This window comes from Mycobacterium colombiense, from assembly GCF_001953985.1.
Lineage (GTDB): Bacteria > Actinomycetota > Actinomycetes > Mycobacteriales > Mycobacteriaceae > Mycobacterium > Mycobacterium colombiense_B.
This window is the reverse complement of the sequence record NZ_MBEI01000024.1, coordinates 17293-44009: the sequence shown is the minus strand read 5'-3', so window position 1 is coordinate 44009 and position 26717 is coordinate 17293. Positions and strand designations below refer to the sequence as shown.

General features: G+C 69.3%; 29 protein-coding genes and 1 pseudogene. 9 read left to right on the top strand and 21 right to left on the bottom strand.

Translation table 11 applies throughout. From position 1 onward, the window contains the following. Positions 1-4: 4 nt before the first annotated feature. Positions 5-649: a serine hydrolase gene (locus A5732_RS04820; protein WP_171974960.1), complete on the top strand. Its 645-nt coding sequence runs from the start codon at positions 5-7 to the stop codon at positions 647-649. Between the two features lie 12 nt (positions 650-661). Continuing rightward, complete coding sequence (locus A5732_RS04815; protein WP_076101054.1) at positions 662-1201, top strand: GNAT family N-acetyltransferase; 540 nt, start codon at positions 662-664, stop codon at positions 1199-1201. Here the strand turns inward: A5732_RS04815 and A5732_RS04810 are convergent, their stop codons facing one another. Genes A5732_RS04810 through A5732_RS04785 form a run of 6 tightly spaced genes read right to left on the bottom strand, consistent with a single transcriptional unit; the run spans position 1202 to position 7897 of the window. Further along, the gene (locus A5732_RS04810) at positions 1202-3904 is read right to left on the bottom strand and encodes a fumarate reductase/succinate dehydrogenase flavoprotein subunit (protein WP_171974959.1); all 2703 of its coding nucleotides are present in this window, start codon (positions 3902-3904) and stop codon (positions 1202-1204) included. Beyond that, positions 3901-4644, bottom strand: a complete 744-nt coding sequence (locus A5732_RS04805) for an ABC transporter ATP-binding protein (RefSeq protein ID WP_076053241.1) — start codon at positions 4642-4644, stop codon at positions 3901-3903. Before A5732_RS04805 ends, A5732_RS04810 begins: the two co-directional genes overlap by 4 nt. Then, positions 4641-5513 (bottom strand): ABC transporter permease, encoded by an 873-nt coding sequence (locus A5732_RS04800; protein ID WP_076101052.1) that lies wholly within the window; start codon positions 5511-5513, stop codon positions 4641-4643. Before A5732_RS04800 ends, A5732_RS04805 begins: the two co-directional genes overlap by 4 nt. Next, positions 5510-6898 carry an ABC transporter substrate-binding protein gene (locus tag A5732_RS04795; RefSeq protein ID WP_076053245.1) on the bottom strand — a complete coding sequence of 463 codons (1389 nt, stop codon included), beginning with the start codon at positions 6896-6898 and terminating at the stop codon, positions 5510-5512. The genes A5732_RS04800 and A5732_RS04795 overlap by 4 nt, the downstream gene beginning before the upstream one ends. A 25-nt stretch (positions 6899-6923) precedes the next feature. Further along, positions 6924-7154 (bottom strand): 4Fe-4S dicluster domain-containing protein, encoded by a 231-nt coding sequence (locus tag A5732_RS04790; RefSeq protein ID WP_064885673.1) that lies wholly within the window; start codon positions 7152-7154, stop codon positions 6924-6926. Then, on the bottom strand, positions 7151-7897 hold the full coding sequence (locus tag A5732_RS04785) for a GntR family transcriptional regulator (protein WP_142254661.1): 747 nt from the start codon (positions 7895-7897) through the stop codon (positions 7151-7153). Before A5732_RS04785 ends, A5732_RS04790 begins: the two co-directional genes overlap by 4 nt. Before the next feature lie 229 nt (positions 7898-8126). Here A5732_RS04785 and A5732_RS04780 point away from each other — a divergent pair, with 229 nt between their 5' ends. The 3 genes from A5732_RS04780 to A5732_RS04770 all read left to right on the top strand — a co-directional run bounded on the left by A5732_RS04780 (position 8127) and on the right by A5732_RS04770 (position 10134). Next, positions 8127-8954, top strand: a complete 828-nt coding sequence (locus tag A5732_RS04780) for a COG4705 family protein (protein WP_076101064.1) — start codon at positions 8127-8129, stop codon at positions 8952-8954. A 151-nt stretch (positions 8955-9105) separates the two neighbouring features. Further along, positions 9106-9432 (top strand): hypothetical protein, encoded by a 327-nt coding sequence (locus tag A5732_RS04775; protein WP_076101050.1) that lies wholly within the window; start codon positions 9106-9108, stop codon positions 9430-9432. A 33-nt stretch (positions 9433-9465) separates the two neighbouring features. Continuing rightward, positions 9466-10134: a response regulator transcription factor gene (locus A5732_RS04770; RefSeq protein WP_076053249.1), complete on the top strand. Its 669-nt coding sequence runs from the start codon at positions 9466-9468 to the stop codon at positions 10132-10134. Here A5732_RS04770 and A5732_RS04765 read toward each other — a convergent pair. After that, on the bottom strand, positions 10116-11573 hold the full coding sequence (locus A5732_RS04765; protein WP_436971811.1) for an ATP-binding protein: 1458 nt from the start codon (positions 11571-11573) through the stop codon (positions 10116-10118). The two genes, A5732_RS04770 and A5732_RS04765, sit on opposite strands and share 19 nt — an antisense overlap. 78 nt (positions 11574-11651) lie before the next feature. Between A5732_RS04765 and A5732_RS04760 the strand changes: the two genes are divergently transcribed. Next, positions 11652-11912 (top strand): hypothetical protein, encoded by a 261-nt coding sequence (locus tag A5732_RS04760; protein WP_253189003.1) that lies wholly within the window; start codon positions 11652-11654, stop codon positions 11910-11912. A gap of 4 nt (positions 11913-11916) precedes the next feature. Here the strand turns inward: A5732_RS04760 and A5732_RS04755 are convergent, their stop codons facing one another. The 7 genes and pseudogenes from A5732_RS04755 to A5732_RS04735 form a co-directional block, all read right to left on the bottom strand. Continuing rightward, positions 11917-14781: an aminotransferase class I/II-fold pyridoxal phosphate-dependent enzyme gene (locus A5732_RS04755; protein WP_076101045.1), complete on the bottom strand. Its 2865-nt coding sequence runs from the start codon at positions 14779-14781 to the stop codon at positions 11917-11919. A 92-nt stretch (positions 14782-14873) separates the two neighbouring features. Continuing rightward, positions 14874-15230 (bottom strand): antitermination protein NusB, encoded by a 357-nt coding sequence (locus A5732_RS04750; protein ID WP_076053253.1) that lies wholly within the window; start codon positions 15228-15230, stop codon positions 14874-14876. Next, entirely contained in the window at positions 15227-15718 is a 492-nt protein-coding gene (gene nusB, locus A5732_RS04745) for a transcription antitermination factor NusB (protein ID WP_076101042.1), read from the bottom strand. The genes A5732_RS04750 and nusB overlap by 4 nt, the downstream gene beginning before the upstream one ends. After that, positions 15715-16278, bottom strand: coding sequence for an elongation factor P (efp, locus tag A5732_RS04740; RefSeq protein ID WP_076053257.1), 564 nt, complete (start codon positions 16276-16278; stop codon positions 15715-15717). The genes nusB and efp overlap by 4 nt, the downstream gene beginning before the upstream one ends. Positions 16279-16403: 125 nt before the next feature. Beyond that, positions 16404-16628 (bottom strand): hypothetical protein, encoded by a 225-nt coding sequence (locus A5732_RS26715; RefSeq protein ID WP_076108275.1) that lies wholly within the window; start codon positions 16626-16628, stop codon positions 16404-16406. Between the two features lie 43 nt (positions 16629-16671). Beyond that, a pseudogene (locus tag A5732_RS27260) lies at positions 16672-16782 on the bottom strand (hypothetical protein); the annotation flags it as partial. Positions 16783-16973: 191 nt separating this feature from the next. After that, positions 16974-17216 carry a hypothetical protein gene (locus tag A5732_RS04735; RefSeq protein WP_142256555.1) on the bottom strand — a complete coding sequence of 81 codons (243 nt, stop codon included), beginning with the start codon at positions 17214-17216 and terminating at the stop codon, positions 16974-16976. 230 nt (positions 17217-17446) lie between these two features. Between A5732_RS04735 and A5732_RS04730 the strand changes: the two genes are divergently transcribed. Next, positions 17447-18544, top strand: a complete 1098-nt coding sequence (locus A5732_RS04730; protein WP_076101037.1) for a helix-turn-helix transcriptional regulator — start codon at positions 17447-17449, stop codon at positions 18542-18544. 19 nt (positions 18545-18563) lie between these two features. Here A5732_RS04730 and A5732_RS04725 read toward each other — a convergent pair whose 3' ends face one another. After that, positions 18564-19673: a M24 family metallopeptidase gene (locus tag A5732_RS04725; RefSeq protein WP_076101034.1), complete on the bottom strand. Its 1110-nt coding sequence runs from the start codon at positions 19671-19673 to the stop codon at positions 18564-18566. A 33-nt stretch (positions 19674-19706) separates the two neighbouring features. Between A5732_RS04725 and A5732_RS04720 the strand changes: the two genes are divergently transcribed. Continuing rightward, a complete protein-coding gene (locus A5732_RS04720) occupies positions 19707-20414 on the top strand; it encodes a B-4DMT family transporter (protein ID WP_076053265.1) in 708 nt (235 codons plus the stop codon). Here the strand turns inward: A5732_RS04720 and aroQ are convergent. Genes aroQ through A5732_RS04695 form a run of 5 tightly spaced genes read right to left on the bottom strand, consistent with a single transcriptional unit; the run spans position 20411 to position 24986 of the window. Further along, complete coding sequence (gene aroQ, locus A5732_RS04715; RefSeq protein WP_076101031.1) at positions 20411-20857, bottom strand: type II 3-dehydroquinate dehydratase; 447 nt, start codon at positions 20855-20857, stop codon at positions 20411-20413. The two genes, A5732_RS04720 and aroQ, sit on opposite strands and share 4 nt — an antisense overlap. Next, entirely contained in the window at positions 20854-21948 is a 1095-nt protein-coding gene (aroB, locus tag A5732_RS04710; RefSeq protein ID WP_076101029.1) for a 3-dehydroquinate synthase, read from the bottom strand. Before aroB ends, aroQ begins: the two co-directional genes overlap by 4 nt. Before the next feature lie 48 nt (positions 21949-21996). After that, complete coding sequence (locus A5732_RS04705; RefSeq protein ID WP_064951893.1) at positions 21997-22521, bottom strand: shikimate kinase; 525 nt, start codon at positions 22519-22521, stop codon at positions 21997-21999. Next, positions 22521-23726: a chorismate synthase gene (gene aroC / locus A5732_RS04700; protein WP_076101060.1), complete on the bottom strand. Its 1206-nt coding sequence runs from the start codon at positions 23724-23726 to the stop codon at positions 22521-22523. The genes A5732_RS04705 and aroC overlap by 1 nt, the downstream gene beginning before the upstream one ends. A 51-nt stretch (positions 23727-23777) precedes the next feature. Continuing rightward, positions 23778-24986 (bottom strand): acyl-CoA dehydrogenase, encoded by a 1209-nt coding sequence (locus A5732_RS04695; RefSeq protein ID WP_076101026.1) that lies wholly within the window; start codon positions 24984-24986, stop codon positions 23778-23780. 207 nt (positions 24987-25193) lie between these two features. Here A5732_RS04695 and A5732_RS04690 point away from each other — a divergent pair, with 207 nt between their 5' ends. Beyond that, complete coding sequence (locus A5732_RS04690; protein ID WP_076053271.1) at positions 25194-26267, top strand: LLM class flavin-dependent oxidoreductase; 1074 nt, start codon at positions 25194-25196, stop codon at positions 26265-26267. 5 nt (positions 26268-26272) lie between these two features. Here the strand turns inward: A5732_RS04690 and A5732_RS04685 are convergent, their stop codons facing one another. Next, positions 26273-26710, bottom strand: coding sequence for a prepilin peptidase (locus tag A5732_RS04685; protein ID WP_076053273.1), 438 nt, complete (start codon positions 26708-26710; stop codon positions 26273-26275). Between the last annotated feature and the right edge of the window lie 7 nt (positions 26711-26717).

Sequence of the window (26717 nt, the reverse complement as noted above, 5' to 3'; positions counted from 1 at the left end):
GCCGTTGTGTTTTCCCGGGGCCCGCCCCCCCGGCCGAGGCGCGGCGCCGCGCCCCGCCCCCCCCTTTTGGGCCCCCCCCCGGGCGCCCCCCCCCCCCCCCGCGACCATGTATTCACTCGACGAACAGAGCCGGCTGCATCACGGCGTGATGGGTCCACCGCACATCACGCCGCCCTCGTTCTGCAATGCCGGCGGCGGATTGTGGTCGAGCGCCGACGATTACCTGCGCTTCGTGCGGATGCTGCTCGACGGCGGAACGGTCGACGGCGTGCGGGTGCTCTCGGAAGAGTCCGTCCGGTCGATGCGGACCGACCGGCTCACCGAGGAGCAGAAGCGGCACAACTTCCTGGGCGCGCCGTACTGGGTCGGCCGCGGCTTCGGGCTGAACCTGTCGCTGGTGACCGATCCAGCTAAAAGCACACCGCTTTTCGGGCCGGGCGGCCTCGGCACGTTCAGCTGGCCCGGCGCCTACGGCACGTGGTGGCAGGCCGACCCCAGTGCGGATCTGATCCTGCTCTACCTGATTCAGAACCTGCCGGACCTGACCGTCGACGCCGCCACCGCCGTCGCCGGAAACACGTCGCTGGCCAAACTCCGCACGGCGCAACCGCGATTCGTCCGCAACACCTATCGCGCCCTCGACCTTTAAAGTCACATCCCGATGCCCGAATATCCACCCGACCGCATCAGCGGTCCGCGGCTGCTGCTGCGCCTACCCACGCTCGACGACGCGGGGGCGCTGTTCCAGCGGGTCGCCCACGACCCGCAGGTCACCAAGTATCTGTTGTGGGCGCCGCACCCCGACGTGGCCGCGACGCGGCGCGTGATCACCGAAAAACTCAACGCCAGCGCCGACGAGAAGACCTGGGTCATCGAGTCGCGGCACCGCGGCGAGGTGATCGGGCTGGCCAGCTGCCGGCGCACCGCGCCGCACTCGGTCGAGGTCGGCTACTGCCTGGGCCGGCGCTGGTGGGGCAAGGGACTGATGTCCGAGGTGCTCGGCATGCTGCTCACCGCACTCGACGCCGATCGCGAGGTGTACCGCGTCTGGGCCACCTGCAGCGTGGACAACGAGCGCTCGGCGCGGCTGCTCGAGCACGCCGGCTTCTTCCTGGAGGGAAGGCTGGCCCGGCACGCGGTCTACCCCACGATGGGACCCGAGCCGCAGGACAGCCTGCTGTACGCCAAGATCCTGCGCTGACTAACCCTTTTCCACCAAGCTGTCCTGCTCGAGCGCCCGGCGCGCGTAGGCCCGCACGTCGGCGTCGCCGTCCTTGAGTGCAAGCCCCAGCGCGTCCCGGGCGGCGGCCTCCCCGGCCCACCGGGTCAGGCTGAGCACGGCCGCCTTGCGCACGTCCAGATGGGCGTCGCCCAGCGCCTCGGACAGGTGCGGAACCGCGAAGTCGACCGGCGCGCCCGCCAGCGCGCGGGCCGCGCCTTCCCGCACCTGCCAGGCCGGCACCCGCAGCGCCTGCTTGATGGCGGCGTAATCGTCTGGACCGCAACCCAATTGGCCCAGCGCGGCCAGCGCGGCCGCGCGGACCAGCGGGTCGGAGTCGGCGACGAGCCGGCGCACAGCGTCGGCGCCGCCACGCAGCGTCGCCCCCCCGGCGGCCGCCGCGATGCGGACCTCGCGGTTCTCATCACCGGCGGCGGCCACGACACCGGCCACGTCGTCGACGGACACCAGCGCGCGCACCGCCTCGATGCGCACCCGATGATCGACGTCGTCGAGGGCGCGACGGTATTGCGCGGCGTCACCGGCCCGCCGGGCGGCCAGCACGTACAGCGAGGCCGCACGCACCACCCGATCGACCGAATCCAGGTGCTGGCGCACGCTTTCCGGCTGCGGCAACACCTCGACCAGCTCGCGGATGCCGTCGGCGCTGGTGAGGCGGACCGAGGCGTCGCCGTCGTTCAGCGCGGCGACCAGGGCCGGCGCGTACCCGTCCGGGATGTGCTCGGTCAACGCGGACACCGCGGTGCGGCGCACGCCGGGATCCGCGTCGGCAAGGTAGGGATCGAGATCGGCCATCGTGGGTTCCTCGAGCGCCAGGACCTCGGCGATGCGCGGTGACGGCGGCTCGAATGCCGTTGCGGCCGAGTCGATTCGGGACACCGCGGTGGCCGGCGCCTGGCCGCCGACCAGCGGCGGCTGCTCCACCGGGTACACGGTCCGGTCGGTCGGCGGCAGACCGTCGAGCTCCGGGACCGGCACGAAATACGGTGCCACCGGCCGCTTGAGGAACACCATCTCGCCACCGGCGTCCTTGCGCAGGTTGAGGTGATAGCCCCATTGGCTGTCGTCGCGGCCGGGCAGGTCGGCGCGATCGTGATAGAGGCCCCAACGCGATTCGGTGCGGGTGTGTGACGAGCGGGCAGCCATCTCGGCGCAGTCGCGGATGAACGACACCTCCACCGCGCGCATCAGCTCGTGCGGATTGCGGGCGCCCATCTCGGCGATCTCGGCGCTCATCCGCTCGAAGGTGCGGATGGCCAGCGACAGCTTGGCCCCGGTCTTCGGCGGCGCGACGTAGTCGTTGACGAAGCGGCGCAGCTTGTATTCGACCTGGGGCTGCGGCGGGCCGTCCGGATGCCGCAGCGGCCGGTAGATCAGCTCGTGCGCCTCGCGCACCTGCTCCTCCGGGAGTTGTTGCGGCGCAGCGACGTCGGCCAGGGTCGAGGCGGCGTGCGTGCCGGCCAGGTCGCCGAACACGAAAGCCCCGATCATGTAGTTGTGCGGCACGCACGCCATGTCACCGGCGGCGTAGAGCCCGGGCACCGTGGTGCGGGCGTGCTCGTCGACCCACACCCCCGACGCGGAATGCCCGCTACACAAGCCGATTTCGGAGATGTGCATCTCGATGTCGTGGGTGCGGTAGTCGTGGCCGCGGTTAGCGTGGAAGGTGCCCCGGGTGGGCCGCTCGGTGGTGTGCAGGATGTTCTCCAGCGCGGTCAGCGTCTCGTCGGGCAGGTGCGACACCTTGAGGTAGATGGGCCCGCGCGCGGAGTCGATCTCGGTTTTGACCTCGGCCATCATCTGCCCCGACCAGTAGTCGGAGTCGACGAACCGCTCGCCGTGCGCGTTGACCTGGTAGCCGCCAAAGGGATTGGCGACGTACGCGCATGCCGGGCCGTTGTAGTCCTTGATCAGCGGGTTGACCTGGAAGCACTCGATGCCGGACAGCTCCGCGCCCGCGTGGTAGGCCATCGAGTAGCCGTCGCCGGCGTTGGTGGGGTTCTCGTAGGTGCCGTACAGGTAGCCCGAGGCGGGCAGGCCGAGCCGGCCGCACGCGCCGGTGGCCAGGATGACCGCCTTGGCGCCCACCGTGACGAATTCACCCGTGCGGGTGTTCAGCGCCGCCGCGCCCACGGCCCGGCCCTGGTGGGTCAGCACCCGCACCGGCATCAGCCGGTTCTCGATCTGGATCTTCTCGCGCATCGACCGTTGCCGAAGCACGCGATACAGCGCCTTCTTGACGTCCTTGCCTTCTGGCATCGGCAGCACGTAGGAGCCAGAGCGGTGCACCCGGCGCACGGCGTATTCGCCGTGCTCGTTCTTCTCGAACTTCACGCCGTAGCGCTCCAGCCGCTGCACCATCGCGAAGCCGCGGGTGGCGGTCTGATACACGGTGCGCTGGTTGACGATTCCGTCGTTGGCGCGGGTGATCTCGGCGACGTAGTCCTCGGGTTCGGCCTTGCCCGGGATCACCGCGTTGTTGACGCCGTCCATGCCCATCGCCAGGGCGCCGGAGTGGCGCACGTGGGCCTTTTCCAGCAGCAGCACCTGCGCGCCGCTCTCGGCGGCAGACAGCGCCGCCATGGTGCCCGCGGTGCCGCCGCCGATGACCAGGACGTCACAGTCGAGCCGGACCGGGGTCGCCGGATCGGGAATCTGCATCATGCCGCCACCGCCGAGTGATTCAGTGCCGCAATGACTTCGGCGCGCAGCGCGGCGCGCTGCCGGTCGACCCGCGGCTCGGGCACATCGACCACGGTGCGCAGCGGCTGACCGGCCTTGCCCAGTACGGCGATGCGATCGCCCAGCAGCAGCGCCTCGTCGACATCGTGCGTGACGAAGACGATCGTCGTCGGATGGGCACGCCAGGTGTCGATCAGCAGCCGCTGCATGGCCGTCCGGGTCTGGGTGTCCAGCGCGCCGAACGGCTCGTCCATCATCACCGCGCGCGGCGCGCCGGCCAGCCCGCGGGCCAGCTGAACGCGCTGCCGCATGCCGCCGGACAGGCTCTTGGGCAGATAGTCGCCGAAGCCGGTGAGACCGAGCTCGGCGATCCAGCGGTCGGCCTCGGCGCGCCTGCCGGCCCGGGCGACTCCGCGCAGCCGCAGGGCCAACTCGATGTTGGAGCGCACGGTGCGCCAGGGCAGCAACGCGTTGTCCTGGAACACCATGCCCCGGTCGCCCGAGGTGGTCGTCACCTCGTCGCCGTCGGCGACGATCCGGCCCTCGTCGGGCCGCAGCAGTCCCGCCAGGGCCCGCAGCACCGTCGACTTGCCGCAGCCCGAGGGCCCGGTGAGCACCAGGATCTCCCCGGGGCGCACCGCCAGGCTCAGCCTGTCGATCACCGGCTCTCCGGTGTAGGACAAGCGAACTCGATCCAATTCCAGACTCACTCCGACAGTCATCGCTGCTCCTCCTCCGCACGCGGCAGCCAGCTGGTCACCCGACGGCCCACGACCTCGACGGCCGCCGCCGTCGCGAAACCCAGCACGCCGATGGTGATGATCCCGACGAACACCTGGGGATAGGCCAGCACGGTGTAGTCCTGCCAGGTGCGATAGCCGATGCCGAGCCGGCCCGAGATCATCTCGGCGGAGATCACGCAGATCCACGCCACGCCCATACCGACCGACAGGCCGCCGAACACGCCCGGCAGGATGCCCGGCAACACCACCTGCTTCAGCACATCCCACCGGCCGCCGCCCAGCGTGCGCACCGAGTCCTCCCACAGCGTGGGCAGCGCGCGCACCGCGTGCCGGGTACTGACCAGGATCGGGAAGTACGCCGCGAGGAAGGTGATGAACACGATGCCGGCCTCGTCGGTCGGGAACAGCAGGATCGCCACCGGCACCATCGCGATGGCCGGAACGGGTCTGACCAACTCCGTCAGCGGGCCGAAGGTGTTGGCGAACAAGCGGGAACGCCCGAGCAGCACGCCCGTCGCGACCCCGACCACCGCGGCCAATCCGAAGCCGGTGAGGATCCGGATCAGCGACTGCGCCAGGTCAAGCCAGTACTCGGGGGTTCCGAGCCGGCGTCCCAGCGCGTGCACGATCTCGGTGACGGTGGGCAGCGTGTCGAAGCGCAGCAGCAGCCGCACCTTGTCGGCGGTGAGCGCCTGCCACAGCCCGATCGCGGCGACAACCGAGGCGAGCCGCAGCAGCCGCCACTGCCACGGCGAGCCGGCACGTCGCGGGGTGGCCGGCGCCGGGACTGTGTCGACGACTTGCGCCGACACCGGGGCTGCCGGGTCGCCGGTGAGATAAGCGGTCATACCGAACCTCCAAGGGCCTGCTCGTAATTCACGATGGCGCCGCCCGGGTGTGCGGCGAGATAGCGATGCGCGCCGGCCGGCGTCCCGAACGGCAGGTAGTTCTGGCCGTCTTGCACCCAGACCGCCTTGTCGGCGAACCATCGGGTGCCCAGCTCGGCGTCGGGAACGTAGGCGGCGCGGACTTTGGCGCCCCGGGCGATCGCCTCGCGGACCGCCCGAAGCAGACCGGTCGGGTTGGCGACCGTTTGCGTGGAATCCGAACCGTCCAGCCACAGTTCGCTGGCCAGGGCGGGATCCCCGCGCAGCGCGGACGGGTTGGCGGTGGCGGCCCGGGCCGCGTCGTAGTTCAGGCCGCGGGCCCCGAACACGGTGCGCAGCGGCCCGTCCTGGACGAAGCCGGACACGTCGAGGTCGGCGAAGTCACCGATCGACTTCAGGTATGGCACATCGTTTTTCAACGCCTCGACCAGGGACGGTTTGAGCGTGGTGTCGAACGAGGTACCACCGGGGCCGTTGTAGAGATACACCACTTCCTGCGGCAGGCCGCTGCCCTGGGCGACGATCCGGGCCGCCTCCAGCGGCTTGGAGTTGAGGAAGTCTCCTGCGTCCAGTTGCGCCTGCAGGAATGCGCCCAGCACCTCCGGATGAGACGTCGCATACGAGCGCCGCACCACCACCCCGTGCAGGGTGGGCAGGTTCAGCTCGGCGCCGTCGTACAGCAGTTTGGCCTTGTTCTGGAACACCAGCAGCCCCGGCCAGGCGACGAACTGCGAAAGGCCCTGCACCTGACCGGATTCCAAAGCCGAAGCGCCCACCTGCGGTTGCTGGTTGAGCACTTCCACACCCTTGATCCCGGCCCTGTCCAGCGCCCGCATCAAGGTGCCGTGACCGGCCGACCCCACACTCGCCGAGACCTTGGAGCCGGCCAGGTCGCGCAACGTGGTCGCCGACGAACCGGGCGTCACCACCACCATGTTCAGCGCGCCCTTGGGGTTGTAGCCGGTGATAGAGACGATCTCGGTCTTGGCCAGCGGGTTGGCCTGCGTCTTGGAGCCGTTGATCAGCATCGGATAGTCGCCCATCGAGCCGATGTCGATCTTCTCGGCGAGCATCTGCGCGGTGATCGGGGCGCCGGTGTCGTAATCCTGCCACCGCACCGCGTATTTGGTGCCGGTGCGGGTGGTGATGTCGGCCAGGCGGTGCTCCAGGTAGCCCTGCGCGCGCAGCAGCGTACCCGCGGTGACGGTGTTGATGGTCTTGGACTGATATCCCACCACCACGTTGACCACACCGGAGGACTGCGACAGGGATTCCAGTGAGCAACCGGAGGTGAGCGCGGCGATCGCGATCACCACCGACGCCAGCCGGATGGCGCGTCGTTTCATGGAAGATCCTGGGGTCGAATGCTTTTCAGCGAAGGAGATAAGGCATGTTGACCGTGACGGCGCCGGTGGGACAGCGCGCCGCGCAGGGGCCGCAGTACCAACACTCGTCGACGTGCATGAAGGCCTTGCCGGTGTCGGGGTTGATGGCCAGCGCGTCGAGCGGGCAGACCTCCACGCACAGCGTGCAGCCGTCGATACACAGCGACTCGTCGATGGTGACCGGCACGTCGGCGCGGTTGTTGTTGATCAGCGTCATGGGTTGCTCCTCATCAGGTTGCCCCGCATGGTGATTCGATCGCCCCGCATCCGGATGTACTCCAGGTCGACGGGGGTGCCGTCGGCGAGGCTGGTGAGCCGCTCCAGCATCAGCAGCGCCGCACCGTCGGGCACCTGCAGCGTGGCCGCCGAGTGCGCGTCGGCCGGAATGGCCTCCAGCGCCAGCGCCGCCGACCCCAGCCGTTGCCCGCTCACCTTCTCGATGAGGGCGAACAGGTCGTTGGTCTCCAGCGGGTGGGTCAGCACCTCGCGGCCGATGTCGGGGGCGAGGTAGGTGAGATCGAGGCTGAGCGGCAGGTCCCCCAGGTAGCGCAGCCGCTCGATGAACACCGCCTGCTCGCCCGGTTGCAGCCGCAGCCGGCGGGCCACCGACGGCGGCGCGGTGACCGGCATCGCGGCGCGCACCTCGTTGCGGACCTCACCGAGATCCTTGAACGTCTCCTTCAGACCCAGCAGCGCGTCGAGCCCGTGGTCGTACTTGCGCTGCGCGACGTGCGTGCCGACCTTGGGACCGCGGTCGATCAGCCCCTCGTGTTTGAGGACGGTCAGCGCCTCGCGAATGGTGTTGCGGGAGACCGAGAATTCGGCGGCCAGGTCCAGCTCGGCGGGCAGGCCCTCCGGGTAGGCGTCGGAGTGGATCTGCTGGCGCAGCACGTCGGCGACCCGGCGGGCACGGTCGGCCCTGGGTCCTCCAATGGGTACTGGTTGCGCCACGGGAGCCACGCTAACGCAGCTCAGGGCCGCTTTTCGGGTCGCCGATGACGCCCCGCGGGGGCGGCCGCGGGTATTGCGCCGGGCCGCCTCGAGGCCCGACCAGCTAAAACCGCCACCCGCCGCGGTATTGCGCCACCTGCGAGAACGCGTCGGCTTTGCGATCCCGGTGAGCAGAACCTGCCACGCCACCGAACCCGACGATTCCCGAATTGACTCCCGACGGCGGAAGATGGCGGGCATGACGGACGTTGCGAAGCACGCGTTGACCAAGGTGCCCGCGGTCACCCTGGGGTTCTGGGTCATCAAGGTCTTGGCGACGACGTTGGGCGAGACGGGTGGCGACACCGTCACGATGACGCTGAATTGGGGCTACGCCGCGGGGGTCGCGATTTTCGGCGTCGCGCTGGCGGCGCTGGTCGCGGCGCAGATTCTGGCCAAGCGATTCCATGCGGTCCTCTATTGGGCGACGATCGTGGCCTCGACGACGTTCGGCACCGTGCTGGCCGATTTCGCGGACCGATCGCTGGGCATCGGCTACACGGGCGGGTCGCTGCTGCTGCTGGCGTGCCTGCTGGCCACCCTGGGGCTCTGGCGCTGGTCGCAGGGCACCGTGTCGGTCAGCACCGTCGCCACGCCCAAGGTGGAGGCCTTTTACTGGGCGACCATCACGTTCTCGCAGACGCTGGGCACCGCGCTCGGCGATTGGCTGGCCGACACCCGCGATTTCGGTTACGAGCGCGGCGCGCTGGTTTTCGCGGTCGGCCTGGCGGTGGTTGCGGCCCTGTACTTCTGGACCTCCATCTCCCGCGTCACCTTGTTCTGGGTCGCGTTCATCCTCACCAGGCCGCTGGGCGCGACCGTCGGTGACTTCATCGACAAGCCCGTCGCCGACGGCGGCCTGGCGTGGAGCCGCCCGCTCGCCTCGGCGGTGCTCGCGGCGCTGATCGCGGTGCTGATCGTCGTCATACCGCAGCGCCCCGGTCACCACCCGGGCCGGCCCAAAGATGATGGAAACGAACGTCATCCGAAAACCGGCGTCGAGCAACCGGACCGGGATCCACGCTGACCCGCCGGCCCGGCTCATCGAGAAGTTAACTCGCAAACCGGGCGCCACCCGCGGTAACGGGCAAGGCGCGCGGAGATTCTCAACGATTTCACAGCGATTTGACCGTACGGTTTGTGAGGTCGGTAATGTACGGCGGCACAAAGGAGCGGGGATGCCACCCGGCACGCAGCAGCGCCAGGCAACACCGCTCATGATGCTTCCCCCGATGGGCCTGCGAGAGCGTCGCGTCGAAGAATGCCCGACGATGTGGTTCAACCGTGACTTCTTCCAACAACCGTGGCCTGACTGGAAAGTCGATGTCGACGTGGACAGCCTGACAACGTTCTTCAGCCACACCAAACCCGGTGAGACCATCGTCGGCCACCCGGTGCGCATCACGCTGGAAAACCCGGGCGTCGTGTGGGTGGCGACCAATCGTTTCTGCCGCATGGGCGGCCCGTTCGCCGAGGTGCTGATCGAGGCCCGCTGGCCCGACTGAGGGTGCGTCCGGCGCTCGACGTAGCGTTGAAACATGAGAGTCCTGCTCGTCGAGGATGAACCGCGGCTGTCCGCCACCGTGGCCAGGGGGCTCAAGGCGGAGGGTTTCGTCGTCGTGGCCGTCGGCAACGGTGTCGACGGCCTGCGGGAGGCCACCGAAAACGGTTTCGACGCAATCGTTCTCGACATCATGCTGCCCGGCCTCAGCGGTTATGAGGTGCTGCGCCGGATGCGGTCGAACAACGTGTGGACACCGGTGCTCATGCTGACCGCCAAGGATGGTGAGTACGACGAGACCGACGCCTTCGACCTGGGCGCGGACGACTATCTGACCAAGCCGTTCTCGTTCCGGGTGCTGGTGGCGCGCCTGCGGGCGCTGATTCGTCGCGGTGCGCCGGCGCGGCCGGTGGTGCTGAAAGCCGGGACGCTGGCGCTGGATCCCGCCCGGCACACGGTCAAACGGGGCTCGACCCCGATCGCGCTGACTCCCCGCGAGTACGGGGTGCTCGAGTTTTTGATGCGCAACAAGGACGTGGTGGTGACCAAGGCCGAGATACTGCAGAACGTGTGGGACGCGCATCATCACGGCCCGGACAACGTGGTCGAGGTCTACGTGGGATATCTGCGTCGCAAGATCGATGTCCCGTTCGGCACCAACACCATCGAGACGATTCGGGGCGTCGGTTACCGATTGCTCTGCTGAGACACGGGCAACGTCACGATCATCTTGGTCCCGCCGGAGGGCGGGGCGTCGATGGTGACCGTGCCCCCATGTGCGGCAACGACTTCGGCGACGATCGCCAGGCCGAGGCCCGTCCCTCCCCCGCTGCGGGCCCGGTCGGAATCCAGGCGCACGAAACGTTCGAACACCCGGCTCCGGTCGGCGGGGGCGATTCCTGGGCCGTCGTCGCTGACGGTGAGGATCGCCGCCCCGTCCCCGTCGCAGACTTCGATGGATACGCACGAAACCGCATGGCGGACAGCGTTTTCGACGAGATTACGGATCATCCGCGACATGGCCACCGGGTCGGCTTCCAGGCGCACCGGCTGGATATCGGTGTGCACCAGGCATTGCGTGTCACGCCGCGCGCGGTCGGCTTCGGCGCGCGCGAGGTCGTCGAGCGCCACCTGCTCCTTGCGCCGGAGCAGCGTCTGCTCGTCGGCGCGGGCCAACAGCAGCAGATCTTCGATCAGGGTGTGCATGCGCTGCGCCTCGGGCAGCAGGGTGTTCACCGCCAGATCGGCGTCGAGCAGATCGGGGTGGGCCTCGGCCACTTCCAGCCCGGAGATGATGGTGGTCAGCGGGCTCCGCAATTCGTGCGACGCGTCGCCGACAAAGCGTTGCTGCGCACGGTGACCCGCCTCCAGCCGCGACAGCATCTCGTTCATCGTCACGGCCAGGGCCGCGATCTCGTCGTGGCTGTCCGGCACCGGCACCCGCTCGGCCAGATCGGACGTCGAGATGTCGGCCACCCTGGTTCGGATGGCGTCCACCGACTGCAGCGAGCGGCGCACCAGCCAGTAGGTTGCCCCGGCCACCACCCCGACGATGACCGGCGCGCTGCAGGCCAGCAGGATCGCCAGGGTCCGCGCGGTCGACTCGACCGCCTCGCTGCCTCCCCCCACCAGCACCGTGTACACGCCGGATCGGGTCGCGACCTTTTGGCCACTGACGCGCATATCGTCACCGGCCACCGCGTCGTCGGGCAGGCCGCGAAGCAGGTTGAAGTCGAACCGACTAGCGGGGACCAGCGGGGTCTTCGGAGCGGAGCCGGATCGCTTGACCACGTTGCCATCCGGACCGAGCAGCTGGATCGCGACCACCCGCTGGTCGGTGATCAGCAAATGATTGTCGAGGTCCTCGGCCGAATCGGACTGCAGCGCCTTGGTGATGTCGCGGACCCTTTCGGCGGCCGCGTAATCGACGCCCGACAACAGCGTGCGGTACAGGATCGCGTCCAGACCCGCGCCGGCCACGCCGAGCGCACACAGCACGACGATCGCCGACACGGCCGCCGAGCGAGCCGAAATGCCCAGGTGGCCGAGGCGCCAGGGACCCACCCGCCCGCTTCGCCGAAACGGCCAGACACCGGATATTCGCACGTCGTTAATTCTGCAGGCCCGCGGCCCGGGTGAAAACACCGAGCTCAGCGCGTTCTCAGCGGCCTCTCAGCGGCCGCGTCTTAGGCTGGCGCCGTCATGTTTGGTACTGCACGCCCCGTGCGTCGTAACGATCGTGCGATCGCCCGACTATTGGTCAGCGCGGCAGTCGTGTTCGGCCCCGGCGTCGTCGCGGCGCCGGCCGCCGCCGACCCGAGTCCGTTCCACACCCTCAGTTCGAGCTGCAACCAGACGGCTCCCGGCGGTCGCGACGCACTCCTGCAGGGGATCCGGCGAGGTATCTCCGACTGGTCGGCGGGCGCACCGCACACCTCGGCCCGCACCACGTGCGGCGCGAATCCGCCTCCGACGACCGGCTGATCGCTCAGCTGCTGTCGGCGACCGACGGCACGGCCGGGGCGTCGTTCGCACCGTTGTTGCGCGCGCCGTTGGTCGCCGACGCGTCCGCCGGCAGCTCGAACGCCGCCGTCACCGAGCCCACCGCCGCCATCGCGGCGCTGCGCTGCGCCTCCATGCGCGCCAGCGCCGTCTCGGTGAAGACCGACAACCCGAGATCGGGGTTGTACCCGTGGATTTCCTTGACGTCGAGCTGGGCCAGGAAGTAGACGATCTCCTTGGAGACCACCTGGCCCGGGACCAGCACCGGAAACCCCGGCGGGTAGGGCACCACGAAGGTGGTCGACACCAGGGTCTTGCCCTCGGCCAGTCGTCGCCCGGCCATGCCGATCAGCACGTGTTCGCGGTCGGTCTCCTCGTAGCCGGCGTAGAACGCCGAGCGCATGTCGCCGAAGTTGCACTCGTCGACGGGCCGGAACGCGACGTCGAATTCGCTGAAGTCGGGCAGATGCGGCAGATCCTCGGTGATCTCCTCGACATGACGCTCCTGCAGCGCCCGGTCGGCGACGCTGGCCGCCTTCTCGATGCGATCGAAATCGGTTGCCACCCTTCGCAACACGTCGAGCAGGTAATGCACGCTGGACCAGGTGACGCCGATCGTGAAGATCAGCAGCACGCTGTTGATCGACGTCTTGTTGATCTGGATGCCGAATCGCTCCATCAGGATCTTCTCGCGGAAGTCATAGCCGTTCATTCCGGTCGCGCCCACGAACAAGGTCACCCGCGTCGCGTCCAGCACGAACTGATCGGAGCGCCAGGCCTCGTTCCACTCGGCCAGCGCGCCCTGCCTGACCTCGCGGTAGGAACTCACCGAGGACTCCCGGAACTCCTCGGGCACCAGGTCGGATTCGTCGAGGATGCGGAACCACTTGCTGATCAACCGGTCTTTTCGCACCCGGTGCCGGAAGACCAGCGCCATGTCGTAGACCTGCCGGACCAGTTGGAAGCCCTCGATGTCGACCTGGCGGCGGGCCAGGTCCAAGGACGCGAGCAGCTGCTGGTTCGGCGACGTCGAGGTGTGCGTCAGGAACGCCTCGCCGAAGGAGTCCCGGGTGAGCGCGTTGAAATCCTGGTCGCGCACGTGGATCATCGACGCCTGCCGCAGCGCCGACAGCGACTTGTGCGTGGAGTGCGTGGCGTACACGCGCACCCGGGCGGTGGCCGGATCCGGCATCAGCTCGCGCTCGATCCACTCCGACCGGTCGACCCCGTCCATGTCCGCGGCCCATTTCCGGTATTCCGCAACGTATTCCGGCGATGCCAGCATCTGCTCCAGGCGCTCGGCGGACACCATCGCGGTCCGCTGCCGCGCCCACGGCACCGCCGTGGCGAACGCGTACCACGCCTCGTCCCACAGGAAGCAGATGTCCGGCTTGATCGCCAGCACCTCCTGCATGACCTGCAACGGGTTGTAGACGACGCCGTCGAAGGTGCAGTTGGTCAGCAGCAGCATGCGCACCCGGTGCAGCTGTCCGGCCGCCTCCAGGTCCAGCAGCGTCTGCTTGATGGTGCGCAGCGACACCGCGCCATAGATCGCGAACTGCGGCAGCGGATACGCGTCCAGGTACAGCGGATAGGCGCCGGCCAGCACCAGCCCGTAGTGGTGCGACTTGTGGCAGTTGCGGTCGATCAGCACGATGTCGCCCGGCCGGGTCAGCGACTGCACCACGATCTTGTTGGCCGTCGACGTCCCGTTGGTGACGAAGTAGGTGTGGTCGGCGTTCCACGTCTTGGCGGCCTTGTCCATCGCCTTTTTGATGTTGCCGTGCGGGTCCAGCAGCGAGTCGAGGCCGCCGGAGGTGGTGGAGGTTTCGGCCATGAAGATGTTGCGGCCGTAGAACTCCCCCATGTCCTGCAGCGACCTGGAGTTGAAGATGCTGGCGCCGCGGGCGACGGGCAGGGCGTGGAATTGGCCGACCGGCGCGGCGGCGTATGCCCGCAGCGCATCGAAAAACGGTGTGGCGTAACGGTTTCGCAGTCCGGCCAGCACCGTGCTGTGCAGGTCGGTGACGTCGTTTAGCCGGTAGAACGTGCGGTCGTAGACGTCCGGCTCGGTGTCATCGCCGGCCGCGATCGACTCGTCGGTGAGCAGGTACAGGTCGATGTGGGGCCGCAGCTCCCTGATCCACTCGCCGCACTCCACCCAGTAGTTGGCGCGATCCGGAATGCCGTCTCCCGCATCCTCGTTGGGCCCGAGCAATGTGTTCATCAGCGGCAGCCGGTCGCGGGACCGCAGCGGCAGGTCGTCGCGGATGATCGCGGCCTGGATCTCCCCGTTCAGCGCCACCGCGGTGATCGCGTCCTCGACGCTGGGCACCACCAGGATCTCGAACTGCACATCGTCGGAGGGGCAGCGCAGCGCGCGCAGGCACTCGGCCAGGCTGTCAGGCGCCGTGCTCGGGGCGTCGTCGGCGAGCAGCACGGTATAGAAGTGCTGCTGCTTGGCCTGGGCGACCAGCTCCTGGTCGTCCAGGGGCGCCGAGGTATCGAAAAGGCCTGCGCGGTCACCGTATTCACTCAGCAGCCGCACGGCCAGGGAGACCTCCTCGGTGAGCCGCACCGTCGACAGGCTCTCCAGGTGGGCCCGGAAGATCGCCAGGTTCCCCGCACCGGGGTAGAGCCAGTACCGCTCGTAGGCGGCGATGCGATCCATCAGGCGCTTCACCCGCGCCACGTCGTGGGCCTTGTCCAGTCCGGCGAGATCCACCTCGGCGAGGTGACGGCAGGCGTCGTCGAGCAGGTTCCAGGTGTCGACCCGGGCGTAGGACGGGTTGGCCACGGCCGCCAGTGCGGACACTCGGAGTCGTCGCGGCTGGGTGCTGTATCGAATCATGACCTCACCTGTTCTTCGTTCGCCGCCGCTGACGTGCCGCTCGTATTGTGAACCCGCTGCGCCACGCCCGTGGTCATTTCACCCCAGCTTGCTCAGCGATTCGGCTCGTCGTCACCCTCTACGATCCGCCGATTCGCGCGCGGGCGTCGGGCCGGCAAGTCGGTGACATCGGACAGCGAACGCACCACGCCCTGCGTCAGGCCCATGATGGCCGCCATCACCGGCAGCAGCGGCTGCAGCGGCTTGGCCGCCGAACGCACGGTGCTGATGCGGCGCGCGACGGTCACCCGCTCGATGCAGTGATACAGCCACGCACCCACGCCGAGGGCGAAGATCGCGAGCACCGAGGCGACGATGCTCAGCCCGTAGGCGGCGCAGACCACCGCACCCAGCACCACCGTCGCGGCCAGGGCGGCGGCGATGGCCAGGTGCAGCTCCAGCCGGGTCATGGCTGCGGCCCGGGGTCCTCCGGGGTTCCCGCGCCCCGGACCGCCTGGGCGGCGGCCCTGATCTGCGGCGTCACCAGCATGACGTGGCCGAGCACCCCGTTGACGAAGCCCGGCGATTCATCGGTGGACAGCTCCTTGGCCAACTGGACGGCCTCGTCGACGGCGACCGGTTCAGGCACGTCGTCGGCGTAGAGCAACTCCCAGACCGCGACCCGCAGGATGGCGCGGTCCACGGCGGGCAGCCGGTCCAGCGTCCAGCCCTGCAGATGCGAGCTGATCAGGTCATCGATGTGCGCGGCGTGTTCGCCGACGCCCCGGGCCGCCGCGGCCGTATACGGCTGCAGGGGCGCGACTTCGGGGTTCGTTTCGGCGAGCCCGGTGCGGACGTCGACGACCTCCGCCGGGCTCAGCCCACGGGCCTCGGCTTCGAAAAGCAGGTCGACGGCGCGCTTGCGGGCCTGATGGCGTCCGCGCACGGGTCTGCTCACGCGTTGACGCGCCCCAGATAGCTGCCGTCGCGGGTGTCGACCTTCAGCTTGTCTCCGGTGTTGATGAACAGCGGCACCTGGATCTCGGCGCCGGTCTCCACGGTGGCGGGCTTGGTGCCGGCGCTGGACCGGTCGCCCTGCAGGCCCGGCTCCGTGTGCGTGACCACCATTTCGACCGAGACGGGCAGCTCGAGGTACAGCGGGGCGCCGTCGTGGAACGCCACCTGCACGGGCAGGCCCTCCAGCAGGAACCGGCTGGAATCGCCGACCAGCGACTCGGGCAGCGGGTGCTGCTCGTAGTCCTGGCTGTCCATGAAAACGAAGTCCGAGCCGTCGCGGTACAGGTAGGTGGCGTCGCGCCGGTCGACGGTGGCGGTCTCCACCTTCACGCCGGCGTTGTACGTCTTGTCGACGACCTTGCCGGAGAGCACGTTCTTGAGCTTGGTCCGCACGAAGGCCGGGCCCTTGCCCGGTTTGACGTGCTGGAACTCGACGATCTGCCACAGCTGGCCGTCGATCACCAGCACCAGTCCGTTCTTGAAATCGGCAGTGCTTGCCACGGTTCGGTATATCTCCTCGAGGATGGACAGTCGCTACGGAACTGTCTGTAACTTGTCGGCCAGTTTAGAGCGCTCCGCGACCGTGCCCCGCGGGCCGGGGTCGGGCCGTGACGGCCGAAACGCCGTTAGTGGTGGACGTGTTCGGAGCCGAGCGCGGCGTGCTCGTCCGTCGACGGCAGCGGCTTGATCATCGTCAGCAGCGGGACGTGCAGCGTGACCCCACTGGCGAACGGCAGGTGGATCGCGAAGTAGACGATCTGCATCTCCAGCCGCAGCTCCCGAAGGGGCTGGGCGTACATGTCCCACCGGAAGTCTCGCAGGCGCGCCAAACCCCGTGCCACCCCGTTCACGCACCCGACTGTACTCGGGGGCGCAACCCCCGGGCACCATCAGCTACGCCAAAACGGCGAGCTCCTTGGGGAACTTGGTCAGCAATTCCGGGGCCCTGCCGAGGGTTTCGTCCGGCACCACCAGCGTGTCCTCGATGCGCACCCCGCCGCGGCCGAGATTCGCTGGCGAGTCAAGAGACAGCGGCAGACTCCTCATTCGGCGCCGCTGCCCGCGAGCGCCTTCTCGCCGAACGCGCCCTCCATGACGGCCGTGTCGCGGCACAGCGGATTACATAGCGCAGCCGGATACTCAATTCCGGGGGAATCGGCGAGACTCGCGGCGCGAGTACCCGGGCATGACGCCGATCAGAGGTGCTCCATCATGCGAGACATTCGAGGCCCTTCCAGGTAGCTGGCTTCGCGCCGCGGGTACACGACGTGCGGTTCGGGCAGCCTGAGGTGGATATGGCGGATCGACGTCAGCAAAGTTGCGCCCGTCCAGTGCCGATGAGCTATTTCGGGTGGTACCGAGAACGCCGCCGCGCTCTTGAACAAGACTTCCTGCTCGGTGACGAGGACCGGTGCCGGGCCCTGTGGCGTGGGGGCCACCGCGGCAGTGGCCGGTGCAAATTCCGGCGCCGCGGGCTTTCGTAACAAGTGCAACATGTGCCGATGCCTTTCGCTGAATGTGGCCCCGGCTGGGAGTCACTGCTGTTGAACACTTGACAGACAAGCACCACGGCGTCACCAATACCTCATTCAGATGGATGAGATATCCAGACACAGCAAATCCGACTAGTCTTTGCACAAGCCTCCCGGCGGCACAGGAAGGCCGAGCGATGGTCACGGTTGAGGTTTTCTCGCGGCTGGTCTCCGGGATTTACGACGCCGCGGTAGCTCAGCAGCACTGGCAGTCGGCGATCCGCGACATTCACCAAACGATCGGCGGAGCGGGTGGCTCGTTGCTCTGGGGTGGCGGCGGCACCTGGTTGTTCCAGAATTCGACACTTCCAGTGGAGGCCCTGGAAAACTACTCGCAGCACTACGCACCCTTGGATTACGTGCTCGCCGGGGTACGAAATGGGCCGGTGGGCGTGGTGAGAACCGGCCCGGAAATCGTCATTCCCAACCGCAACCGGGAGTTCTACGCCGAATGGATGCGGCCGAACGGGCTCGAGGACGGCCTGTTCGTCCGGCTGACGGACGGCACCCAGCCGGCCTGCTTCCTCGTCATCTCCCCGACGCGCTCGTTCGACACCCCGGAACGAGTCGATTTGATGCGCGCGCTGGTTCCCCACCTGCGCCAGGCACTGCGCACGCAGGACAAGGTCGCGGCGTTGGCCAACCAGGCCGTCGAGATGGCCGGTGCGCTCGAGGCCGTCCGTCATGGACTGGTCGTCGTGGCGGGCGAAGGTGTGGTGGTCAACGTCAATTCGACCGCCGAGCGGGTCCTGCGCAGCGAGGACGGCTTGTGCCTACGGTCGGGACGCATCGCCGCGACCAGCCCGCACGCCGACCAGGCCCTGCATCGCGCCATCCGGGATGCCCTCGTCGCGGACCGGTGTACGGTTCGCTCGGCCCGGTCGCTCACGTGCGGCCGGCCCTCGGGCAGGCGGCCCTATGTCGTTCACGTGCTGCCGTCCTACCGCCGCAATGCCGACGAGCCGATCCGGCAGCCGATGGCCCTGGTGGTGGTCGTCGACCCCGAGTCCGAGCCCTTACCCGCCGCGGGTCTCTTGCGGCGGCTTTACCACCTCACCGAAGCCGAGGCCGCGATCGCGGTGCGCCTGGCGGGCGGCGCCGACGTCAGGCAGATATCGGAGGAGTTGTCGATCTCCCTGACGACGGTTCGCACCCATCTCCAGCACGTCTTCGACAAGACCGGCACACACCGGCAAGCCGAACTGATCCGGCACTTGCTGGCGCTGTGCCCCTAACCGGAACCCGCGGCGCCTGCTACGCCAAAACGGCGAGCTCCTTGGGGAACTTGGTCAGCAATTCCGGAGCCTTGCCGAGGGCCTCGTCCGGCACCACCAGCGTGTCCTCGATGCGCACCCCGCCGCGGCCGGGCAGATAGACGCCGGGTTCCACGGTCACCACGGATTCGGCCAGCAACGTGCCGGTGGAGGTGGCGCCGATGCCCGGCGCTTCATGGATCTCCAGGCCCACGCCGTGGCCCAGGCTGTGGCTGAACTGCTCGCCATAGCCCGCGTCGGCGATCACCCGGCGGGCCGCGGCGTCCACCTCGCGCAGGTCGGCGCCCGCGTGCAGCGCCTCGCGGCCGGCCCGCTGCGAGTCGGCGACCAGTTGGTAGATCTCCAGCTGCCAGTCGGCGGCCTTGCCGAGCACGAAGGTGCGGGTCATGTCGGAGTGGTAGCCGCCGACCAGCGCACCGAAGTCGATCTTGACGAAATCGCCGCTGGCCAGCACCGCGTCGGTGGGGCGGTGATGCGGGATCGCCGAATTCGGGCCCGCGGCAACGATCGTCTCGAACGAGATCGCGTCGGCGCCGTGGTCGAGCATCAGGGCCTCCAGTTCGCGACTGACCTCGCGTTCGGTCCGGCCGGGCCGCAGGCCGCCCCGCGCCACCAGATCGGTCAGCGCCGCATCGGCGGCCTCGCATGCCAGCCGCAGCAGCGCAACCTCGCCGGCGTCCTTGATCTCGCGCAAGGCCTCGACGGTTCCGGCGGCCTTGACCAGTTCGGTGGTCGCCTTGCGCTCGTCCAGCTCGCGGGTCAGCGCGTCGAATCCGTCGACGGTCACCACGTTGCTTTCGAAGCCCAGCTTCTGCGCGCCGGCCTCGGCGGCGTGCGCGGCCAGGTGCCGTCCCAGCGCCCGCTCGATGGCGACGTCGAGGTCCGGCGCCTGCTCGGCGGCCTGGGTCCGGTACCGCCCATCGGTGGCCAGCACGGGGCCGCGATCGTCGGCGAACACCAGCAACGCGCCGTTGGATCCGGTAAAACCGGAGAGGTAGCGGACGTTCACCAAGTCCGTGACCAGCAGCGCATCCACTCCGCTGGCCTCAAGTCGCGCTCTGAGCCTGTCCCGACGCTGAGAATGTGTCACAGGTCTTGACGGTACTCGCTACGCTTTTGGGCCATGAGTAACTGGATCCTGCGCGGATTGGTCTACGCCGCGGCGATGGTCGTCCTTCGATTGTTCCAAGGTGCACTGATCAACGCGTGGCAGACGCAGGCCGGGCTGTTCAGCGTTTCCCTGCTGATTCTGTTCATCATCGCCGTGATGATCTGGGGGATTCGCGACGGCCGGGCCGACGCCATCGCCAACCCGGATCCGGATCGCCGCGGCGACCTGGCGATGACCTGGCTGCTGGCCGGCCTGCTGGCCGGCGTACTCAGCGGGGCCGTCACCTGGCTGATCGCGACCTTTTACAGCGGCCTGTACACCGGCGGGCTGCTCAACGAGGTGACGACCTTTGCGGCCTTCACCGCGCTGTGTGTCTTCCTGCCCGGAATCATCGGCGTGACCATCGGGCGCTGGCGGGTGGACCGCAATCCCCCGGCGCGCCGGCCGGGCACCGACGACGACCGGGCCGACACCGACGTGTTCTCCGCGGTGCGCGCCGACGACACCCCCACCGGCGAGATCCCCACGCAGACCGCCGGCGGCCACGCCGAACCGCGGACGTCGGCGGTCGCCACGGCCGAGCGCGAGGCGCCCACCGACTCGTCCACCACCGAATCACCGACCGAAGCGATTCACCACACCGAGGACGACCCGAAGACCGAGACGATCCGCACCGGCGACGAGCACACCAAGCCGCGCACCGAACACGACAAGGGCTAGCTGCCGGCGCCGGGCTCCCCGGCCAGATAGCGCAGGGCGAGCAGATAGCCCTGCACCCCCAGCCCGACGATCACTCCGGTCGCGACCGGGCTGAGGTAGGAGTGTCGCCGGAACTCTTCGCGCGCATGGACATTGGAGATGTGCACCTCGATCAGGGGAGCACTCAACTCCGCGCACGCGTCCCGCAGCGCCACCGACGTGTGGGTGAGACCGCCGGCGTTGAGGATCACCGGCTCGCCAGCGTCGGCGGCAGAATGGATCCAATCCAGCAGTTCGCCTTCGCTATCACTTTGCCGCACAACGGCTTTGAGGCCGAGCGCGTCGGCTTCCCGCTCGATCAGCGCCGCCAGCTGATCATGCGTCGTGTCGCCGTACACGTCCGGCTCGCGCCGGCCCAGCCGGCCCAGGTTCGGGCCGTTGATGACGTTCACGGTCGTGGTCACGAGGCCTCCTGCGCGAGTCCGGCATAGGCCGCCGCCAGCAGCGACGGGTCGGGGCCTGCCATCCGGCCCGGCTTGCCCAGGCCGTCGAGGACCACGAACCGCAGCACCCCGGCCCGCGACTTCTTGTCGCCCGCCATGTATTCCAGCAACTGCGGCAGCGCGTCGGCGTCGTAGCTGACCGGCAGGCCGAGCCCGGACAGGATGGTGCGGTGCCGCTGCGCGGTGGCGTCGTCGAGGCGGCCGGCCAGCCGGGCCAGCTCGGCGGCGAAGACCAGTCCCACCGACACCGCGGCCCCGTGCCGCCACTGGTAGCGCTCGCGACGCTCGATGGCGTGCCCCAATGTGTGCCCGTAGTTGAGGATTTCGCGCAGCTCCGACTCTTTCTCGTCGGCGGCCACCACCTCTGCCTTGACGGCGATCGCGCGGCGGATCAGCTCGGCCAGCACGTCACCCGACGGGTCGACCGCGGCTTGTGGGTCGGCCTCGATGAGGTCGAGGATCACCGGATCCGCGATGAATCCCGCCTTGACGATTTCGGCCATTCCGGCCACAAGTTCGTTGTGCGGCAACGTCTTCAGCGTGTCGAGGTCCACCAGAACGGCGTGCGGCTGATGGAACGACCCGACCAGGTTCTTGCCCGCGTCGGTGTTGATCCCGGTCTTGCCGCCGACGGCCGCGTCGACCATGCCGAGCAACGTGGTGGGCACGTGCACGATGTCGACGCCGCGCAGCCAGGTGGCCGCCGCGAATCCGGCGACGTCGGTGGCCGCACCGCCGCCAAGGCTGACCAATGCGTCTTTGCGCCCGATCCCGATGCGGCCCAACACTTCCCACAAGAAGCCCACCACCGGGAGATCCTTGCCCTCCTCGGCGTCCGGGATCTCGATGCGGTGGGCGTCAACGCCCTTGTCCGCCAACCGGCTTCGGATCACCTCGGCGGTCTCGGTCAGCACGGGCTGATGGACGATGGCCACCTTGTGCCGGCCGCCGAGAAGTTCGTCCAGCTCACCCAGCAGGCGGGTGCCGACGATCACCGGGTACGGCGGGTCGACGGCCACCTCGATGGTGACCGGATCACCGGGCTCAGTCACGTGCGCCGCTCCTCCTCATCGCTGCGCTCTGCATCGTCGCCGGCGCTGTCATGTGGCGGCCCCGGCGGGCGCCTGCAACCGCGAGACGATGTAGCGGACCACCGCGCCGGGGTTGCGCCGGTTGGTGTCGACGCGGATGGTGGCCGCCCGCCGGTACAGCGGGCTGCGCTCGGCCAGCAGCGCGCGGTACTTGTCGGCGCGATCGGGGCCGGCCAGCAGCGGGCGCACGGCGTTGCCGCCGGTGCGGCGCACGCCTTCGGTGGCGCTGATCTCGAGATAGATGACGGTGTGACCGGCGAGCGCCTCGCGCACCCCCGGGCTGGTGACGGCGCCGCCCCCGAGCGACACCACGCCGTCGTGGCCGGCCAGCGCGGCGCGCACCACGTCTTCCTCGATGCGGCGGAATTCCGGCTCGCCGTCGGTGGCGAAGATGTCGGCGATGCGGCGCCCGGTCTGCTGCTCGATGGCCACATCGGTGTCCAGGAAATCGACACCGAGCGCCTTGGACAGCCGCCGGCCGATGGTGGACTTGCCCGACCCCGGCAGACCCACCAGGACCGCCTTGGGCGCCATTACGCGGTACCCCGGGCGGCCGGCGACTCCCGCTCGGCGACCGCCTGCCGGTAGGACTCGACGTTGCGGCGGGTTTCGGCCAGCGAATCGCCGCCGAACTTCTGCAGCGCCGCCCGCGCCAGCACCAGCGCCACCATGGCCTCGACCACCACGCCGGCCGCGGGCACCGCGCACACGTCCGAACGCTGGTGGATCGCGACGGCCTCGTCGCCGGTAGCCATGTCGACCGTGGCGAGCGCGCGCGGCACCGTGGAAATGGGCTTCATCGCGGCGCGCACCCGCAGCGGCTGGCCGTTGGTCATGCCGCCCTCCAGGCCGCCCGCGCGGTTCGTCGAGCGGACCACGCCGTCGGGGCCGGGGTACATCTCGTCGTGGGCGCGGCTGCCGCGGCGACGGGCCGTCTCGAAGCCGTCGCCGATCTCGACGCCCTTGATCGCCTGGATGCCCATGACGGCGCCGGCGAGCTGGCTGTCCAGCCGGTTGTCGCCGCTGGTGAACGAGCCCAACCCGACGGGCAGGCCCAGGACCACCACCTCGACCACACCGCCGAGCGTGTCGCCGTCCTTCTTGGCGGCCTCGATCTCGGTGATCATCGCCTCCTCGGTGGCCTTGTCGAAGGCGCGCACCGGGCTGGCGTCGATCGCGGGCAGGTCGCCCGGGCCGGGTGGCGGGCCGTCGTAGGGCGCCGACGGGCCGATCGCGATGACGTGCGAGAGCACCTCGACGCCGAGCGCCTGACGCAGGAACGCGCGGGCGATGGTGGCGGCCGCGACGCGGGCCGCGGTCTCGCGGGCGCTGGCCCGCTCCAGCACCGGCCGGGCGTCGTCGAAGCCGTACTTGAGCATGCCGGCGTAGTCGGCGTGGCCGGGCCGCGGGCGGGTCAGCGGCGCGTTACGCGCGCTGTCCGCCAGCTCGCCGGGGTCGACCGGGTCGGCGGCCATCACGGTCTCCCACTTCGGCCATTCGGTATTGCCGATCTCGACGGCGATGGGCCCGCCCAGGGTGACACCGTGACGCACCCCGGACAGCACGCTCACCGCGTCACGCTCGAACGCCATCCGGGCGCCGCGACCGTAGCCCAGGCGACGACGGGCCAACTGTTCCGAAATGTCGAGGGAGGTGACCTCCACACCGGCGACCATGCCTTCGAGCACGGCCACCAGCGCGCGGCCATGCGACTCCCCAGCAGTGATCCAACGCAACACGGGTCCCATTGTCCCATGGGCACCTGCGCTGACTTAAATCCGCGCGCTGCGTCAGAAGAAGCTGCTCTGCGGCAGCTCCGCGCCGTTGACGACGACATCGCCGAGCACCCGCGCCTTGTAGACGGTCGGGTTGTGCGAGAACAGCGTCCGCAGGTTGCGCCAGTGCCGGTCCAACAGCGACGACGCCTGCACGGCCGACGCGCCACCGACGTCGAACACGCGCGACGCGGCCCGCAGCGCGGGCTCCTGGATCGCGACCTTCACCCGCGCGGCGGCGATCGACGACCGGGTTTCCAGCTCGGGATCGATCCCCGTGTCGCGCGCCGCCTCGAGCGCCGGAGCGAGCTCGGCCGCCGCGCTGTGCACCAGCGCCTGCGCGGCGTAGGCCACCGCATCGATCTCGCCGACGATCTGCAGCAGCTGCGGGTCCGCGGTGGGCTCCCCCACGCTGGCGAAGGTGTAGGTGCGTCCCCGCCCACGCACCAGCGCCGCGGCGTCGGCGGTCAGGGCGCGCAGAATGCCGGCGGCGATGGCATGCAGGAACAGCTGCATCAGCGCGCCGCGGGCGCGGTTCACCCCGATGGTGTCGGCCAGCGGGAAGACTTCGTCGGGCGCGACCGCGACGTCGTGGAATACCGTTGTGCCGCTGCCCGTTTGGCGCTGGCCGATGCCGTCCCAGTCGTCGAGGTGCTCGACGCCGGCCCGGTCCACCGGGATCACCACGGCGGTCGGGGTGTTGTCGTCGTCCTGGGCGGTGATGCGCAGATAGTCGGAGAACTGTGCGCCGGTGCTGTAGAACTTGCGGCCGCGCAGCCGCAGCCCGTCCCCCGTCGACACCAGTCGGGTGTCACGGTCGTTGCCGCCCACCGACTTCTGGCTCTTTTCGGCGTTGGCGCCGCCGATCAGCCCGCCCTCGGCGACCACCGCGATCCACCGGTCGCTGCCCGGTCGCCGCGGCGCGACCTGTAGCTCTTCGACCAGCGCGTAGTGGATCCGCAGGATGTGGGCCAGGTCGGGGTCGGCCGCGGCGAGCGCGATGAGGTGGTCGAAGAATTGGGGCACCGAGTAGCCGGCACCTTCGTGCTCGCGGGCCAATCGCACCGCGCCCCACCGCTGGTCGCGGATGAGTTTGAGGCCGCGCAGCGGCGGCTCGGTGCCGCCGGCGGCCAGCCGCTGGCGATAGTCGGCGGCGATGTCGGCGAGCACCCCGTCGATCGCCGCCGGATCTGTTGCCGGGTGCTCGTGGGATCCAACGGGCATGGGAGTCAAAGCCTTTCTGGGCGAATCGATGTCGTGCGCACGACGACCAGCCCGAAACGCTGTCAGGAGCGGATGCCGGTGGCAACGGTTTGCTGCGTCCTGAATTTTTCGCCCTGGACTTTCATCCGTGCTGATTCCTGGGTTGACCACGAGAGAAGCCGCGAAGCCGGGTCACGCCCCCGCCGAGATGTGCCACCATGTTGCCTGGTGGGTCAATTTCTCTGGTACATACCGAATACCGTCGAGCCGGGCCATCGAGGCGACGACACCGTCGACGGCTGGGGAACTCTGGACTATTCGGTCGACCTGGCGCTGCGCGCCGAGCAACACGGCTGGGAAGGCGCGCTGATAGGCACCGGCTGGGGGCGGCCGGACACCTTCACCGTCGCGACCGCGATCGCCGCGCGCACCACCCACTTCGCCCCGCTGGTGGCGGTCCGCCCCGGTTATTGGCATCCGGCGCATTTCGCCAGTGCGGCGGCAACGCTGGATCGGCTCAACGACGGCCGGCTGCTGATCAACGTCGTCAGCGGTGCCGACGATCTGGCCGCGTACGGCGACGCCGAGGTGGACAAGGGCCGCCGCTACGACCGCACCCGCGAATTCATCCGGCTGGTTCGCCGCTTGTGGAGCGAGGACGACGTCACCTTCCGCGGCGAGTTTTTCGGCGTCGAACACTCGACGTTGCAGCCGCGCCCGCTCGGTGCGGCCGACGGCCGGTACCCGAAGCTCTACTTCGGTGGAGCATCGGCGGCCGCCGAGCAGGTCGCCGCGACCGACGCCGACGTCCAACTGTTCTGGGGCGAGTCACTGGACGGGATCGCCGAGCGCATCGACAGGCTGAAGTCGTTGTCTCACAAGCTCGGTCGCGAGCACGCGCCGCTGGAGTTCGGGCTTCGGGTGACGACGCTGGTGCGCGACACGTCCGAGCAGGCCTGGCGCGACGCCGAGGCGAAGGTCGCCGAGCTGGCCGGCACGCCGACCATGTTGCTGCTGCACGACCCGGCCGGGTCGGAGGGGCAGCGGCGGCTCAACGACCTTGCCGGGCGCGGAGAGGTGGTCGATTCCTGCCTGTATACGACGCCGAGCAAGTACGGCGGGGAGGGCGCCGGGACGACCTGGCTGGTCGGCTCGGCGGTCGAAGTCGCCGACGCGCTGCGCAACTACGCCGATCTCGGTGTCAGTCATTTCGTGCTGTCGGACACCCCGTACAAGTCGGAGACGGTCAGGCTCGGCGACCAGCTGCTGCCGCTGCTGCGCCCCACCGCTGTCCCGAACTGAGCGCGTCAGAGCAGCGTCAGCCCCACCCCCGCCGCGCTGGCCAGACACATCGACGGCCCGTGCGGCACCGTGGCCGTGTCGTCGGCACCGCCGCGAAGCCGGGCGACCACCCCGAGCGCCGCGGTCAGCAGCGGCGCGCCCAGCGCCGCGACAAACCACACGCCGACGCCGAAGCAACCGGTCAACGCGCCCAGACCGAGGGCCAGCTTGACGTCACCGGCGCCCATCCCGCCCGGCGCCGCGCAGTGCACCGTCAGGTAGATCGCGGTCAGGGCGAGCGTTCCGGCCAGGGCCGCCGGCCCGCGCCCGGCCAGCGTCGCGACCACCAGGATCGCCGCGGCCCCGGTCAGCGTCAGCGCGTTGGGCAGGCGGCGTTCGCGAAGGTCGTAGCAACTCAACGCCGCCAACCAGGCCAGCACCAGGCACGCGGCCGCAATCCGCATGCGCGGC

Coding starts and splice junctions, on each gene's coding strand:
- A5732_RS04770 (WP_076053249.1), top strand. CDS start 9,466: ATGAGAGTCCTGCTCGTCGAGGATGAACCGCGGCTGTCCGCCACCGTG.
- A5732_RS04815 (WP_076101054.1), top strand. CDS start 662: ATGCCCGAATATCCACCCGACCGCATCAGCGGTCCGCGGCTGCTGCTG.
- A5732_RS04775 (WP_076101050.1), top strand. CDS start 9,106: ATGCCACCCGGCACGCAGCAGCGCCAGGCAACACCGCTCATGATGCTT.
- A5732_RS04805 (WP_076053241.1), bottom strand. CDS start 4,644: ATGACTGTCGGAGTGAGTCTGGAATTGGATCGAGTTCGCTTGTCCTAC.
- A5732_RS04685 (WP_076053273.1), bottom strand. CDS start 26,710: ATGCGGATTGCGGCCGCGTGCCTGGTGCTGGCCTGGTTGGCGGCGTTG.
- A5732_RS04750 (WP_076053253.1), bottom strand. CDS start 15,230: ATGACCCGGCTGGAGCTGCACCTGGCCATCGCCGCCGCCCTGGCCGCG.
- A5732_RS04800 (WP_076101052.1), bottom strand. CDS start 5,513: ATGACCGCTTATCTCACCGGCGACCCGGCAGCCCCGGTGTCGGCGCAA.
- A5732_RS04720 (WP_076053265.1), top strand. CDS start 19,707: ATGAGTAACTGGATCCTGCGCGGATTGGTCTACGCCGCGGCGATGGTC.
- A5732_RS04705 (WP_064951893.1), bottom strand. CDS start 22,521: ATGGCGCCCAAGGCGGTCCTGGTGGGTCTGCCGGGGTCGGGCAAGTCC.
- A5732_RS04780 (WP_076101064.1), top strand. CDS start 8,127: ATGACGGACGTTGCGAAGCACGCGTTGACCAAGGTGCCCGCGGTCACC.
- A5732_RS04795 (WP_076053245.1), bottom strand. CDS start 6,898: ATGAAACGACGCGCCATCCGGCTGGCGTCGGTGGTGATCGCGATCGCC.
- A5732_RS04695 (WP_076101026.1), bottom strand. CDS start 24,986: ATGCCCGTTGGATCCCACGAGCACCCGGCAACAGATCCGGCGGCGATC.
- A5732_RS04810 (WP_171974959.1), bottom strand. CDS start 3,904: ATGATGCAGATTCCCGATCCGGCGACCCCGGTCCGGCTCGACTGTGAC.
- A5732_RS04755 (WP_076101045.1), bottom strand. CDS start 14,781: ATGATTCGATACAGCACCCAGCCGCGACGACTCCGAGTGTCCGCACTG.
- A5732_RS04790 (WP_064885673.1), bottom strand. CDS start 7,154: ATGACGCTGATCAACAACAACCGCGCCGACGTGCCGGTCACCATCGAC.
- A5732_RS04730 (WP_076101037.1), top strand. CDS start 17,447: ATGGTCACGGTTGAGGTTTTCTCGCGGCTGGTCTCCGGGATTTACGAC.